At 41.0% G+C, this 14617-nt stretch carries 17 protein-coding genes; 9 read left to right on the top strand and 8 right to left on the bottom strand.

What is annotated here, in order from left to right:
- Positions 1 to 63: 63 nt before the first annotated feature.
- On the top strand, positions 64 to 1020 hold the full coding sequence (locus tag ACPBEH_RS10055) for a helix-turn-helix domain-containing protein (protein ID WP_424349079.1): 957 nt from the start codon (positions 64 to 66) through the stop codon (positions 1018 to 1020).
- A gap of 46 nt (positions 1021 to 1066) precedes the next feature.
- Here the strand turns inward: ACPBEH_RS10055 and ACPBEH_RS10050 are convergent, their stop codons facing one another.
- Complete coding sequence (locus ACPBEH_RS10050; RefSeq protein ID WP_424349078.1) at positions 1067 to 1597, bottom strand: DUF805 domain-containing protein; 531 nt, start codon at positions 1595 to 1597, stop codon at positions 1067 to 1069.
- A 91-nt stretch (positions 1598 to 1688) separates the two neighbouring features.
- Between ACPBEH_RS10050 and ACPBEH_RS10045 the strand changes: the two genes are divergently transcribed.
- On the top strand, positions 1689 to 2159 hold the full coding sequence (locus ACPBEH_RS10045; RefSeq protein WP_424349077.1) for a nucleoside 2-deoxyribosyltransferase: 471 nt from the start codon (positions 1689 to 1691) through the stop codon (positions 2157 to 2159).
- 86 nt (positions 2160 to 2245) lie between these two features.
- Here the strand turns inward: ACPBEH_RS10045 and ACPBEH_RS10040 are convergent, their stop codons facing one another.
- Positions 2246 to 3199 carry an alpha/beta hydrolase gene (locus tag ACPBEH_RS10040; RefSeq protein ID WP_424349076.1) on the bottom strand — a complete coding sequence of 318 codons (954 nt, stop codon included), beginning with the start codon at positions 3197 to 3199 and terminating at the stop codon, positions 2246 to 2248.
- Between the two features lie 133 nt (positions 3200 to 3332).
- Here ACPBEH_RS10040 and ACPBEH_RS10035 point away from each other — a divergent pair, with 133 nt between their 5' ends.
- Together ACPBEH_RS10035 and ACPBEH_RS10030 are read left to right on the top strand one after the other, a co-directional pair.
- Positions 3333 to 3767, top strand: coding sequence for a MarR family winged helix-turn-helix transcriptional regulator (locus ACPBEH_RS10035; protein WP_424349075.1), 435 nt, complete (start codon positions 3333 to 3335; stop codon positions 3765 to 3767).
- A gap of 178 nt (positions 3768 to 3945) precedes the next feature.
- Positions 3946 to 4188, top strand: a complete 243-nt coding sequence (locus tag ACPBEH_RS10030) for a hypothetical protein (RefSeq protein WP_424349074.1) — start codon at positions 3946 to 3948, stop codon at positions 4186 to 4188.
- A 769-nt stretch (positions 4189 to 4957) separates the two neighbouring features.
- Here ACPBEH_RS10030 and ACPBEH_RS10025 read toward each other — a convergent pair.
- The 3 genes from ACPBEH_RS10025 to ACPBEH_RS10015 are packed head-to-tail and all read right to left on the bottom strand — an operon-like array spanning position 4958 to position 8599.
- Positions 4958 to 6127: a hydroxymethylglutaryl-CoA synthase gene (locus ACPBEH_RS10025; protein WP_424349073.1), complete on the bottom strand. Its 1170-nt coding sequence runs from the start codon at positions 6125 to 6127 to the stop codon at positions 4958 to 4960.
- Between the two features lie 14 nt (positions 6128 to 6141).
- Positions 6142 to 7410, bottom strand: coding sequence for a hydroxymethylglutaryl-CoA reductase, degradative (locus ACPBEH_RS10020; protein ID WP_424349072.1), 1269 nt, complete (start codon positions 7408 to 7410; stop codon positions 6142 to 6144).
- On the bottom strand, positions 7403 to 8599 hold the full coding sequence (locus ACPBEH_RS10015) for an acetyl-CoA C-acetyltransferase (protein ID WP_424349071.1): 1197 nt from the start codon (positions 8597 to 8599) through the stop codon (positions 7403 to 7405). Before ACPBEH_RS10015 ends, ACPBEH_RS10020 begins: the two co-directional genes overlap by 8 nt.
- Positions 8600 to 8796: 197 nt before the next feature.
- Here ACPBEH_RS10015 and ACPBEH_RS10010 point away from each other — a divergent pair, with 197 nt between their 5' ends.
- The 4 genes from ACPBEH_RS10010 to ACPBEH_RS09995 all read left to right on the top strand — a co-directional run bounded on the left by ACPBEH_RS10010 (position 8797) and on the right by ACPBEH_RS09995 (position 10569).
- Positions 8797 to 9009, top strand: coding sequence for a hypothetical protein (locus ACPBEH_RS10010; protein ID WP_424349070.1), 213 nt, complete (start codon positions 8797 to 8799; stop codon positions 9007 to 9009).
- A gap of 32 nt (positions 9010 to 9041) precedes the next feature.
- Positions 9042 to 9263, top strand: coding sequence for a DUF2922 domain-containing protein (locus ACPBEH_RS10005; protein WP_112205987.1), 222 nt, complete (start codon positions 9042 to 9044; stop codon positions 9261 to 9263).
- A 195-nt stretch (positions 9264 to 9458) separates the two neighbouring features.
- On the top strand, positions 9459 to 10283 hold the full coding sequence (locus ACPBEH_RS10000) for a hypothetical protein (RefSeq protein ID WP_424349069.1): 825 nt from the start codon (positions 9459 to 9461) through the stop codon (positions 10281 to 10283).
- Positions 10270 to 10569: a hypothetical protein gene (locus ACPBEH_RS09995; protein WP_085391513.1), complete on the top strand. Its 300-nt coding sequence runs from the start codon at positions 10270 to 10272 to the stop codon at positions 10567 to 10569. Before ACPBEH_RS10000 ends, ACPBEH_RS09995 begins: the two co-directional genes overlap by 14 nt.
- Here the strand turns inward: ACPBEH_RS09995 and ACPBEH_RS09990 are convergent.
- Complete coding sequence (locus ACPBEH_RS09990) at positions 10566 to 11384, bottom strand: sugar phosphate isomerase/epimerase family protein (RefSeq protein ID WP_424349068.1); 819 nt, start codon at positions 11382 to 11384, stop codon at positions 10566 to 10568. The genes ACPBEH_RS09995 and ACPBEH_RS09990 overlap by 4 nt on opposite strands.
- 204 nt (positions 11385 to 11588) lie before the next feature.
- Between ACPBEH_RS09990 and ACPBEH_RS09985 the strand changes: the two genes are divergently transcribed.
- On the top strand, positions 11589 to 12530 hold the full coding sequence (locus ACPBEH_RS09985; protein WP_424349067.1) for a diacylglycerol/lipid kinase family protein: 942 nt from the start codon (positions 11589 to 11591) through the stop codon (positions 12528 to 12530).
- A 54-nt stretch (positions 12531 to 12584) separates the two neighbouring features.
- Here ACPBEH_RS09985 and ACPBEH_RS09980 read toward each other — a convergent pair whose 3' ends face one another.
- Both ACPBEH_RS09980 and rfbB read right to left on the bottom strand, forming a co-directional pair.
- A complete protein-coding gene (locus tag ACPBEH_RS09980) occupies positions 12585 to 13481 on the bottom strand; it encodes a DUF975 family protein (protein ID WP_424349066.1) in 897 nt (298 codons plus the stop codon).
- A 98-nt stretch (positions 13482 to 13579) separates the two neighbouring features.
- A complete protein-coding gene (gene rfbB / locus ACPBEH_RS09975; protein ID WP_424349065.1) occupies positions 13580 to 14587 on the bottom strand; it encodes a dTDP-glucose 4,6-dehydratase in 1008 nt (335 codons plus the stop codon).
- Between the last annotated feature and the right edge of the window lie 30 nt (positions 14588 to 14617).

Genomic DNA, 14617 nt, shown 5'->3' with positions numbered 1-14617 from the left:
ACGAGTATAATTAACTGGTAAGCATTCATCATATTACAATCGTCATAATCTAGGAGCATCTATATGAATATCGGTGAAATTATTAGTTTCTATCGGAAATATCAAAATTTAACACAGAGCGAATTAGCCGACGGTATTTGTACCCAAGGTAATATTAGCTTAATTGAAAAAGGATTACGGATTCCTTCAGTTGAAATTGTCACAATGATCAGTAATAAACTGGGTATTTCTCTCGACGTCTTTGAGAAAAATAACTTTTACGAGGAACAAGAACGCTACGTCACAACGATTTTAAATCAACTAGAGGCGTTCGTTAATTATCGGCAATACGCACAAATGTCATCATTATTATCAGACGATATTTTAAACAAATATTGCAATAACCCAATTACTAAACAACAATTTTTATGTTATAAAGGCATCTACGTCAATTACTATGAAAAAAAGCCGCGTAAGGCACTTGAAATCTATCGACAGGCCTTACAAGAAACCAACGTTACGGCATTCAACACTATTTTTGACTTACCCAAACATAAGAAACAGTTTTCTAAAATTGAAACGCTCTTACTCTCAGGTGCCGCCAGTTGCTATTATCTAACCGCTAAATTTGAAAAAGCAGCTATTTTATTTGATATTGCACGCCGTAATATAGCGCACATCAAACTACAGCTCTCAACGCAAACCCTGGGCACAATTTACTACAATGCTTGTAAAAATTTGAAAGCCTTAAAACGCTATGATGAGGCCATCGAAATTGCTCAAAAAGGCCTTTTATTTGAAACCAGTCGTAAAACAATCTACCGTTCAGCAGAAATCTTCTTCGAACTAGGCGAAATATTAACCTTGCAAGGTAATTTGGCCCAAGCTGAAAAATATTATATTCGTTCGATGTACTTATCACTTACAACAAACAACAATCATTTTTTACGATTACTACTAATCGCCTTAAAACAAAAGCAAAACTTGCGACTACTGCAAGAAAATATCACGATGCTTGAGAAATCTTTTAATAACATCTAAAAAAATAAGCAATCAGAAATATATTCTGACTGCTTATTTTTTAGCTTTAATCCTTTTTCACTTTAGCTCTCAAAAAGAACGTAACAAGTGGATTATCACTGTTTGTTTCTAACTGATTTGTTTTTAATAATGCCGTAATCAACAATGCTAACCCAATAACAGCCGAAATGAAGGCCCAACCGCGCGATTGTTGGCTATAACTGGATGCAAGCCCGTTTATAATCCAAAGCGTAACGGCGCCCCGACCATTTAATCCCGCATCTCGGTATCGACGAATCGTCAGTGCTAACGTTGGTATAAATAGTGCTAGCGCAATAATAACAACTAAATATGAAAAGCCTAATCCTAATTGACCTGATTGCGCCACAGCCGTCCCCACTTGCCCCGCTACCTTCGCCATCAAAAATTGACCAAGTAAAATGAATCCAGGTATAAATAGAAATAACATCACAATGATCATTACCCACCAATAACCTGCACGCGTACTTCGGCCCATAAAATCAAAATAACCTTTAAAGTAATCCCGAAACGCTGTCTTAATTGTCACTTTACCAGGTACTTCTTGAATTTCACGCATTCTTTTTTCCTCCAGTTAACTACTATTCATTAATTGTACCGCATTTAGACTACAATTTGATACAATAGTAAAAACACATTGGAGGCTCATTATGAAAATTTATTTTGCAAATGCACTCTTCTCACAAGCTGATTTTGATTACAATATGCGCGTTATCGCTGCGCTACGCCAAGCAATGCCAACTTTAGATATCTATTTGCCTCAAGAAAACGCAGCGATCAACGATAAAGAAGCCTACGCTAATTCTGAAATGATTGCCCAAGCCGACACAGAACAACTTGTCGCTAGCGACTTGGTGATTGCAGTCTTAGACGGTCCAACAATTGATGTTGGTGTTGCCAGTGAAATTGGTGTCGCATATGCCCGCAACATCCCAATTATCGGGCTTTACACAGATAGTCGGCAACAAGGCGCCACGAATTCACAAAAAGTAGCCGCTTTGCAAAACATTGCTGAAAATCAATTCCATTACCTCAATCTCTATACGGTGGGCTTAATTAAATTAAATGGCACAATCGTTAACTCAATCGAGACTTTAATCGAAACTGTTCAAAAATACTAAAAAATAGCGGCCACTAGTGCCGCTATTTTTTTGGATTAAATTTCAAATGATTAATAAGATTATCAGTATCTCTGTTTGATGACGTATTATTTGTTATTTTTTTGCATAATCCAAGCCGTCGATAAGTCCATTGCTGCTCTTGTTGCATGAGTCTTGTCTAAGGCGTTAACCATTACAAAATCATGGATCATCCCTTGGAAGCGTACCTGCTTTACATCAACGCCTGCTTCTCGTAACTTGTTAGCATATGCTTCACCTTCGTCACGTAGAACGTCAGCTTCACCGTTTAATATCATTGCATCTGGAAGGTCTTTCAAATCCTCTAGGCTTGCTCGTAATGGTGAAGCCGTGATTTGAGCACGTTCTTGCGGATCAGTTGTGTATTGGTCCCAGAACCATTGCATCCCTTCTTTTGTGAGGTAGTAGTTATCTGCAAACTGATTGTATGACGGTGTATCAAAGTTAGCATCTGTTACTGGGTAGTAAAGTAATTGTTGATTGATATGGATACCTTGACGTTGCTTGGTCATTAACGTCATTACGGTTGCCATGTTACCCCCAACGGAATCGCCAGCAACGGTCAAACGATTAATATCAAGGTTCTCACTAGCAGCTAATTTCGGTAATTGTTGTAATGCTGCATAATTTTGTTCAATGGCAGTTGGGTATTTAGCTTCAGGTGAAAGCGTGTATTCCGGAAAAACAACAACGGAATTTGTGCGTACAGCTAATTCTCGTACCAATTTATCATGGGTGTGAGCACTACCAAAGACCCAACCAGCACCATGAATATAAAAGATAACGGGTAATTTAGCATAATTACCTGCTGGCCGAATGATGCGCACATTAATTGCTCCCCATTTGCCAGTATCAGTAAGCTTATCTTTAATATCTACATTATATTTTTCAATTGATGAAGATTGAACCTTTTCCAATAAATCTCTTCCTTCAGATGGTTTTAATTCATAAATCCGAGGATGTGGTGCATTTGCTTCACTGAAATTTTTGGCTGCTGATTCTAAAGTAATTTTATCTGACATACTAAACACTCCTATATTTATGTTATAATTCAACAAGTAAATCGTGCACAACTTACTTGATGTGATTATTATATCGCACACGATATTGTTGTCAACGATTAATTTTTATTTTTTCAGAAGGGTTATGAATTTAATGTCAGCAGAAAACATGCGTACTTTAGAAGACCATTTTTGTTTTTCAGTTTATGCTACGTCCCATGCCATTCAACGATTATATAAATCAGAACTGGTAAATCATGATTTAACTTACCCCCAATACCTTGTCCTCGTTGTTTTATATGGACAAGAAGGCATGTCAGTAAAGAAAATTGGCCAACAGTTAAACCTAGGGACTGGGACCATCACACCATTACTCAAGCGAATGGAAAAACTGGATTTAGTGATTAGAAAAAGAAATCCTGATGACGAACGTGGCACACTAGTTGCATTAACCTCAAAAGGAAACCATGAACGGCTTGCATTAGAAAAGCTTCCCAGTTTATTAGTCGATAGCACTACGCTAACAGATCAAGAATGGAACCAACTAACAACTTTAACAAATAAGTTGATGAATGAACTTATTCCCTGAAACCAGGACTATTGTGCTAGTGACCAAAAACTTTATAGTCTGTTAAAGATGCTAGCGCATTTTATATCAAAAGTTTTACTCAAAATGACCGTTAACTAGCTAAAGTCGAAACGGTCTTTTTGGGGTTCCTATTTTTAAATAAAGGCGTATGCTAGTCATCAAAAGGAGCTGATTTAATATGTATGATCAATCAACCAAAGAATATCGCTGTAATATTTGTCAACAAACAATCGCTGTCAACGAGCACTGTTGGACCAATATCCAATTACCACCGAGTCGTTTCATGAACGGCTATATGGACATTCGCGAAACTTTGAAAAATACTAATGCGTCGATTATTTGCCAAAGTTGTGCCCAACTTATCAACAAGTCAATCGATTTAGATCAGATTCGAGCTCAAGCCTTAGAGACTAAATCATGACAATCAAAAAAGGATTCAAAGTTAATTACTTTGAATCCCCTCTATGTCGAGGTAGATAGCTTGGTTGATGCTTGCTGATTCTGTTGTTTACTCTGGATAATGTTACACCTCAATACTATATTCAATTGTGATTAATCGTTTATTCTAACCTACTGCTTATCGTATTACTCGATCTAGTTTAGTCGTTTCTTGGTGATTGACTCTGCGTGCAGCTTCAGCGATAACGATTAACTTTGCGTTTGTTACTGCTACGATATTCTTTAACAGACATCAGCCTCCGATATACTCGCACTTATACGCTTTGGTCTTGCAATTAAGTTGTCATTGGACCCACTTCCTAGCAATCACTTAGTGTACTTTTACCAATCTTATCTTGCGATGTGTTGTTGTTATTTGGTTCTAAAGCTTTAACGATTTGTAACGCTTAATACTTAGTACCTGACAAATACGGTGGTGCCTAACAAATGTGGTTCACTTGGTTTTATTCTACCAAGCTATCTTTCCTCACCATTAATATACCACCTTATGTAATCGGTTACAACTAAAACACCTCGAAATTTTGAATTAATTTTAAAAAGTTTTAAAACGTTGATATATCAGCATTTTAACTCAAAATAAAAAGGCGATTCGGATAAGATTAACTTATCGGAATCGCCTTTTTGAAACGTGCTATTCCAAGCAACTTCTTCCGTTTAGCCACATCAGCCCAACAACCGATTAAATCGGTCATTGAGCTGATTAAGCTATACTCAGAAGTTAAACGCTTGGCCTAGCACTCTCTATCTTCATATATTCTTTCATGGTCCTTCACGCCTTTTAGGATAATTGGGGCGTTATCCATTGTAAGGTCAATTTCGTATTCACTACCATCTTCTGGTAGTTCCGTTTGGAATTGTGTTTCGTATTCAACCATCGTGAGTTGGCGACGGTTGGCCAATAGATCAGCATGTTTTTGCTTTGCTAATTGTTTTTCGAAACCTGGTTGTAAAATCCCCGTGAAAAATTCGCTAATGGCACCTGATCCGTAACTGAAAAGACCAATTCGATCGCCAGCTTCTAGATTAGTTGAGTGTTCCAATAATGAGAGGAGGCCTAAGTATAGTGCACCCGTATAGATATTCCCGATTTGACGACTGTACAAGGTACTTTCGGCATACCGTTCTAAGAGTTGTGCTTGTTGTGCCTCGCTGCCTTCATCTAGAATCGTCCGCAATGCTTTTAGCCCCATCTTAGTATAAGGTAAGTGGAAAGCTAAAGCCTTGAAATCAGCGATTGTCCGGCCCGTTTTAGCACGGTAATCAGCCCATGTCTTTTGGAAGAATTCGATGTATTGTTCTGTTGAATATTTGCCTCGTGCAAAGGCTTCTTTAGAATAGTTTGGTCGCCAGAAATCTTGAATGTCTTCACTGTGGACACTTGTTTCTGGTTCAAGAACCATCAAACGTGGTTGGGCACTGACCAACATGGCAACGGCACCGGCACCTTGTGTCACTTCACCCGGTGTTTCTAAACCATAGCGCGCAATATCAGAACCAATCACCAATGCCTTTTGATCAGGATGAGCCGCAACATAATCATAGGCTGTCATTAAACCAGCTGTTGCACCGTAACAAGCTTCCTTAATTTCAAAAGTCCGTGCATTACTGAGGCCTAATAAGCGTTGAATATAGATAGCGCCAGCTTTAGATTGGTCAATGCCTGATTCAGTGCCTAAAATTAACAATGAAATATTGTCGCGTGATTCGCCTTCTAATAAATCCAAAGCAGCATTAGCGCCCATTGTGACACTGTCTTGGCTTAATGGCGCAATCGCCATTTGATCTTGGCCAATCCCAATTGTAAATTTATCAGGGTCAACACCACGCGCGTTTGCTAACATTACAAGATCTAAATAAGTATTTGGGGTAAAAAGACCCAATTTATCAATTCCAATTTGCATAATAAACTTCCAATCTATCTGTTTTCAGCACGGATTTGACTTAATAAAGTCGTCGCTGTTTCAGTATTTAAGTGTGGTGCTTTTAATAATTGCGGTAATAAAGTGGTTAACTCGCTAGCTGTTGCGCCAACTGCAATTGCGAGTGATTTAGCTTGGAGTGCCATGTGACCTTTTTGAATCCCGTCTGAAACGAGGGCTTTCAAGGCCGCTAAATTCTGACCTAACCCGATGGCCGCAATCACACCAGCTAATTCTTCGGCCGTTTCGATGGTCAGTAAACGCTGGGCAACTTGAACTGTCGGTAAAATACCGATTGAACCACCGACAATGCCGACTGGCAATGGGACCGCAATTTGCCCGCGCAGTTGATGATCAGTGGTCCATGACCACTCCGTTAAAGGTTGATAGTGTCCGGTGCGTGCGGCATAACTATGCGCACCAGCTTCAATCGCCCGCCAGTCATTACCAGTTGCCATAATCACAGCATCAATCCCGTTCATAATGCCTTTATTGTGCGTTGCGGCCCGAGCTACATCAAACTGAGCAAACTGAGTCGCATCAATTAGCCGTTGTGCTACTGCGTCACCCGTTAAGGTTGCCGTTGCTAAAGTCGCCGGATTAAGCGTCACTGATGCTTTAACAACGGAACCAAAGGCAGCGTTCGTCAAAACGCTCAACAAAATAGTCCCACCTAAAGTCGATTGAACAGCATGGGCAATCGACTCACAAATGGTGTTTACAATATTAGCGCCCATCGCAGCCTTGGTATCAATTTCAAGATTTAATTTCAGAAAACGATTTTCAACGATTGTCGTTGTGATTTTCTGCAAACCGCCACCTCGTTTTACAATTGACGGATGTGCTTTTTGAGCAACCTCTTGCAAAATAGCAAAATGGTTATCCACCCATTTTACAGCATCTGCTAGCTGAGGTAAATCGATTAAAACGACTTCACCAAACATCACACGTTGACTATTTTCGATTGTGACACCGCAATTTAGGCGCATCATCTTTGCTGCGTTATTAGCCGCGGCAATCACTGATGGTTCTTCGATTGCCATCGGTACTTGATAAACCTTGCCAGCTACCATAACATCTTGCACAATGCCTAATGGTAAGTGATATTGTCCGATATAATTTTCAATCATACTATCGGCTAATTCATCTGCTAAAGGTTGCCCTTGTGCTAAAAATTGTGCGTCTTTTTCTGAAAGTTGATTAGCGTTAACCAAACGTGCTAACCGTTCTGATTTTGACAGTTGGTAAAACTTTGGACTAGTCATTTAGCCACGCCTCGTTTAGTTGGATTTCATAAGCAATCCCTAAGCCGCCACCAATACACAATGAGGCAACCCCAGTTGTTTGGTTGGTCCGTTTTAATTGGTGCAATAAGGTCGTCATAATTCGTGTGCCCGAAGCCCCGATTGGATGCCCTAAAGCAACCGCACCACCAGCAACGTTCACTTTGGCAGTGTCTAACGCTAAGCCGTTTTGAACAGCCACGCTGGAGGACGCAAAAGCTTCGTTGATTTCAAATAAATCAATATCAGCGAGGGTTTGAGCTTGCTTAGCCAATAATTGTTGAATAGCAGGTACTGGTGTGTACCCCATGTAATTAGGATCCATCCCAACTTCTTGATAACCAACCAATGTTGCTTGATAAACAAGACCGAGTGCTTCTGCTTTTTCTTTAGACATCACGATCATTGCCGACGCACCATCGTTGATTCCTGAAGCATTGGCCGCTGTAACGGTGCCGTCTGCTTGGAAGGCTGGTCGTAATTTACCCATTGTTTCAAGCGTTGTATCTGGACGAATCCCTTCGTCTTGACTCACTTCAAAAGTTGCGCGTCGTTGTTTCACAGTTACAGGCACGATTTCAGCATCAAACCAGCCGGCTTGTGTTGCATTAGCCGCTTTTTGATGTGATTCTAATGCGAATGTATCTTGCATCAAACGTGTGATGCCGTATTTAGCAGCCACATTTTCAGCCGTAATCCCCATTGGTTTATTGGTGAAGGCATCATTTAAGCCTTCACTACTGATACTATCGACAACGGTTTGATCACCAAACTTGCTGCCAAAACGCATCCCTTTATTCAAATAAGGCGCTTGTGACATGCTTTCAGTTCCACCAACTAAAACAACATCAGCATCGCCCATCACAATCGCACTTTGTGCAAGACGGATGGCCTTCAAACCAGAACCACAAACTTCATTCACGGTCATCGCAACACTCGTTTGTGCTAAACCGCTATTTAATGCGATTTGACGAGCAACGTTTTGCCCTGAACCAGCTTGTAAGACATTGCCAAAAATAGCTTGATCAATTTGGTCAGCTTCAATACCAGCTGCTTGAATGGCTGCTTTAGCCGCGATTGTCCCCAAATCGACTGCGGTTAAACTGGCTAATTGACCGCCAAACTTCCCGATTGGTGTTCGTTTGGCACTCATAATAACTACTTCTTTCATAATATCCCTCTTCACTTATAAGTCTAATTATTACTATAACTAAAAATCTGGTGATTGTATGCTTAATTTACTTTTCTTTAACTAATTTTTAGGATTAATCTAAAAATAAATTACCATTTTAACGGCCAATTGGTTTACTCATTAACGTAAGCGATTCACCGGTGACCTTACAATTAAAAAACTTGGAGGTTTTCAATATGCAAACAACATGGTTAACATCAACAATTGCGTTCGAATTACAAAACGAGGCTTATGAAGACGATCATCTCATGCGGCGTTTAAGCGCAGTAAAAGAAAACGTACAAGCTGACGAAATCCAAGCAGTCGGCGAAGCCCTTGCTAGCCTACATGACAACGATCAATTCATCATGGCAGAACTAACAACTAAATCAGTTTATAACGCTAAGTAAAAAACATACCAATTCTTTAGGAGGAATTCAAGATGAAAGAACTTAATTTAGAATTTAAAACGAGTATTAATAAGAGCAAAACATTACGCCTACGCCAAGTTAACGAATCCTTAACCCCTGAAGTGGTTAAAGCAGCGATGACTAAAATCGCTAACGCCAATCTCTTCGAAAAAGATGACGTTCAACTCTACAAAACACCAGTCGCAGCCAAGTACGTTGAACGAATTGAAACACCAATTTTTTCGGATAAATAAGTCTGTGTATCAGTTGGGGATATCCTGAGGATTCACAAAAGTTCGACTATAAAAAAAGCGTCCGGGACAAATTCAAATTTGTCCTGGGCGCTTTTTTTGTCTTTAGATGTTCTTTAAATTTTAAGTTGTTCGCTTGTCACCATCCTTGACTTAGGTGTACGATGACCCTTATTAAGTTATTAAGGTAGGTTTAGCATGTCACTTTCAAATACACTAACCATTGACTGGCAACAACTACTGATTGCCATTATGCGCAACTGCGCACTATTAATTTTAATGCCACTGGGCTTTGCCGCCTTATTGACGGTGATCAACCGCTCCACGAAAACGCGCTTAGCACGTTGGTGGCCCCGCTCACAGATTGTAATAGGTGGCCTCGGCACCATTATTCATGAACTGAGCCACGCATTATTTTGTCTGATCTTCAACCATCAAATTACTGATATGCAACTACTCAATCGCAACTTAAATGATCCTAACGACCACTCCCTTGGGCACGTCGAACACCGCTACCGTTCTGGCCGTCTGTGGCCAACAATTGGTAACTTCTGGATTGGCCTAGCACCTATTTTTGGTTGTTCAGCCGCTATCTTGGGCCTCACTTGGCTACTAGCCCGCAACACCTTTCAAACCTGGCTGACATTTGCCGGAGAACCAACTTGGCAATGGCAGGCAATCAAACCCTTATTCAGTCAACTCTTGATGACTACTAAACCGAGCTTCCTATTTATCTGGTTGATCCTCTGTGGCATGATTGCTATCGGTGGTTTTGACTTATCAAAGGCTGACTATAAAGGGATGATTCCCGGGATTATCGCCACCCTGATCGTTATTATCGGGGGCACTTTCATCGCTAGTTTATTCAATCAAACTACCGGTGGGACCAGTTGGCTACTAACTATTCTGACACCATTAATGGTCATTTTAACAATCGTCGTCTTACTCTCATTGATTAGTTGGCTGATTGTCGCCGCACTACTTAAATTGACGCAAAGGAGTCGATATCATGCGCGTCATTGATTTATTACAATTACTCGCCGATACACCGCGCAACGCACTCATTTTTTTCGAAGGCTCTGATCAAAATTGGCCGATTGCCGACTTTGAACAAGATATTCACAATGAACAACCGCGTCTGTTATTACAGACGGTTGCCAAGAAACCGCATCCCCTCAAGCAATGGGAATTCAGCCTCCTCTTAAATCATCGCGAATACTATCAACACTATGTCTACGTTAATCAGGATGATCAAGCTTACCCACTATTCGGCTTCCGCGTGGCCCAGAATAAAATTCTGCTCGGTTAATGCTGCCGGTCAGCCGCCAAAGCGGTTAAATACTGGTGACTTGCAACCATTTCCCGCGCATTATTTTGATCAGCCAACTGAACTTCATAGATGTTCGTCGCTGCCGAATTTAAAACCGGCACAACCCGGCGCCAATCAATGCGGCCGGTCCCGAGTTCTAACCCATCATGTTTAAGTCCTAACGAATCCACCAGATGGTAATGGGCAATCGCTGGTTTTAGCGTCTGTAAGCTCTGAACTAACACGTCATTATCGCCATGGTACTTAATAAAACAGTGACTCGTATCAAAAGCTAACCGATAGCCCTTCGCTAAAATGGCTTGGTCCAAATCTGGATTACCGTAATAAAAGAGTGGCGAAATCGAATTTTCGAAGAATAGATGATCATGACCAATCTTGTTAAGATAGTCCATCCGCTTAAAGAGCACCTCAGCCGCTTCAGCGAGATTGCGATAACCAACTGTCAATTGCTCGACTGGTTCATCATACGAACCGTGGACTAACAACTGAACGTTTTCCGCTTGGGCCAGTTGCAATAAGTCCAACGTTGACTGCCACAAAAAGCGATAGCGGGCTGGTGCACTGGCCTCACTCATCGACAGCTCAAGATGGCCGCCTTCAAAATTCATCGGATGATGTAGGACAATGTGCTGCACCCCTTGGCTACGGACAAACTGAATCTTATCGCGCAGTCTTTTTAAGCCAGCACCCGAGACATCTTCCTCCGTAAGGTGAAATTCAAATACGCTGGGATGATATTGTAAACGATCCATAATTTGACGGTCATTCACACCCGCCTTTAATCCTAGTTGCATAGCCTGACCTACTTTCATAATTGCCGTTAACCTTATTTTAACACTTACAAAAGCCGCTAATCAGTTATCAGCTTATCAAAAAAAACAAAGTCTCGTGGCTTTGTCTTTTTTTGATACTCAGCCGCCCCCACACCAGTTCGTTTTCAATGCTTATTCATGGGATTCTTGCTATGCTTAGGTTAATTAATAAAGGAGGTCTTTTTTATGGATCGTTATGCCATTATTTATAATCCTCATTCTGGCCAAGATCACGGCGAGTCAGTTGGTCAAAAAATTGAACAAGCCCTTGTTGAAAAACAACAAACGGTTGAACTAATGCCCACGAAAGGCCCCAAAGATGCGACGCGCTTAGCTAAAAAAGCGGCTCAAGCACAGTTCGATATCGTGGTGGCCGTCGGCGGCGATGGGACCATTAACGAAGTCGTCAGTGGTCTAGCGCCTTTGGAGCAGCCACCCCATTTAGGAATTGTTCCGGCTGGTACCGTCAATAATTTGGCGCGGGTTCTACAAATCCCATTAGATATTGACGACGCGATTGCCAATCTCCTGCAGGGTCATCTTCAACCACTAGACGTCGGTCAAGTTAACGACGATTATTTAATCAGTACCATGACACTTGGGATTTTAGCCGATGCTGCTTTAAACGTTACCCAAAGCGAAAAGCAAAAGTGGGGCCCACTCGCGTTCTTAAACGAAGGCGTCCACGCACTAGCCAAGCACCAACATTATCCCCTAACAATTGAAACACCCCATCGCCACTGGCAAAAAGATACGCAGTTTTTACTCGTCACACTCACTAATTCCGTTGGTGGTTTTACAAACTTCAATCCCGAAGCCAAACCCGACGATGGTTACTTCCACGTCTTCGTTGCCCCCAAGATGTCATTGGCTCGCTCTGTGCGCTTTTTCCCATATTTTCTAACGGGTAACTTTAAGAAAATTCCGGGGATGACCTACTTTAAAGCTAGTGAAATCAACATTACCACCGATAATCACCAAAGTGTACAAACTCGTATTGATGGTGATCCAAGTACCAAATCTCCCTTAAAAATGCGGTTGTTAGCACACAAATTACAAGTCATCACCCCTAATCCTGACACGACGAAAAGCCCCTTAGAACAATTAAAAGCGCAACTTGATTTATAAGCCTATTTTGACAAGCCATAAAAAAAGACAAAGTCTGGCGACTTTGTCTTTTTTCTATTTCGTTTCGTTTTCTTGATAACGTTGGTAAAGTGATTCTAAGAATTGGATCTCAGTCACATTTTGATAAGGGAGCACGTAGAAATTAGCGAGACCATAAGTCACACCAACCAATAATTGCCAGAAATAAAATGAATATTGCATGATTAAGAATTCCAATTTATAGCCGTGCATGATTTTACGACTCATGTTAATCGCTTCGCTAGCAGTCATTTCAGGATTCTTTTCTAATAGGACATTGGTCATTGCATATGAGGCCCCCTTGACAACCCCCGGAATAACGAATAATAACGACCAACAGAATTGATAGAACGTGGTTAAAACGTTTGCTTTTAACACCCGGTTCTTTTGCGCTTTTACTAAGTAGTTAAAAATCTTCAACCCATCAGCGCGTTGTCCCCGTAAGGTAACGATTGCGCACCATTGTAAAACGGGTTTGCGTAAACAAACGATTAAGAACAGCGCTATTAAGAAAATAATAACCACTAAAAACCATAAAAATGCCGTAAAGCCTGTCGGACCTTGGTCAGAGTAAAGGTTCCCCAAAATCGTCATTTCAATGGCCGCCATCATTCTACCAAAACTCATTGCCAAAAAGAATGTGACAACAATCATCCCAATGACCAACCACAAGATGGTCTTCATCCATTCGCCATAACGCCCTGATAATTTACGTTGAGCTTCCTTTTTGATGTCAGCCCGCGTCATATTTAACCCCTCGACTTGGTCTAACTGGAGTGCCATTTCTTCATCCGTTTTTAATTTTTCAAAACGGCTCTTCATACTGTCGCCTGTGGCGTTTGGATTGGTCATTTGTTCGATGTTAAAACCACATTTAGGGCAAAACTTAGCCCCCTCCTTGATCTCCGAACCACAATTTGGACAAAACTTCATGATTATCTTCCCCCCACTACTTAATATTAACTCTCTTTTATACTACTATTATTAACTTCTTTTGAACAGGAGGTTAATTAAAATCACATATTATTCGATTATTGTTTATTGCGCGCATATTTTGCTTCTACCTTGGCTTTATCCGCTTGCCACCATTTCTCATGATGCCGATACCAATTGATTGTCTGTTGTAACCCAACTTTAAAATCGGTTAATTGCGGTTGCCACCCGAGTTCCTCTTGGAGCTTGCTCGCGTCGATGGCGTACCGCAAATCATGCCCTGGTCGATCCTGAACTTGATCATATGCATCCTTGGGTTGCCCCATCAATGTTAAAATCATTTCCAAAACAGCTTGATTAGTGCGTTGTCCATCAGCACCAATCAAATAGGTCTCGCCAATTCGGCCACGTGTCAATATTGTCCAAACAGCGCTAGAGTGGTCATCCGTATGAATCCAATCACGAATATTTTGGCCAGTGCCATATAACTTAGGGCGCCTACCACTTAAAATATTAGTAATCTGACGTGGGATAAATTTTTCGATATGCTGATATGGGCCATAATTATTCGAACAATTTGAAATCGTTGCGCGTAGGCCAAATGACCGCACCCATGCCCGCACTAATAAATCAGAACTCGCCTTAGAAGCGGAGTATGGGCTGCTAGGATTGTATCTTGTTTCAGATGTAAATTTCGCATCACCTACTAACGGTAAATCACCGTAAACCTCATCTGTAGAAACATGATGATACCGCACATGATATTGTCGACAGGCTTCAATTAACGTATAGGAACCCATAATATTAGTTTGAATAAACGGCGTTGAATCCTGCAGCGAATTATCATTATGACTTTCAGCTGCATAGTGCACCACCGCATCCACCTTTTGAACTAATTGTTGAACCAATGGTGCATCACAAATATCACCAACTACCAACGTCACTCGCTCTGCTGGTAAACCGGCTAAATTAGCGCGATCGCCAGCATACGTTAACTTATCCAAAACAGTTACATGGACTTCTGGGTGTTGCTCAACCACATAGCGAACAAAATTAGAACCGATAAAACCGGCACCACCGGTTACAAGAATATGACGCACACTCATTTCCTCCTCAAACATTATTCATAATAGCAT

Origin of the sequence: Latilactobacillus parasakei (genome assembly GCF_049674265.1) — a bacterium.
Taxonomy (GTDB): domain Bacteria; phylum Bacillota; class Bacilli; order Lactobacillales; family Lactobacillaceae; genus Latilactobacillus; species Latilactobacillus sakei.
Note: the sequence above shows the minus strand (reverse complement) of the source record. Positions and strands in the feature narration are given on the sequence as shown.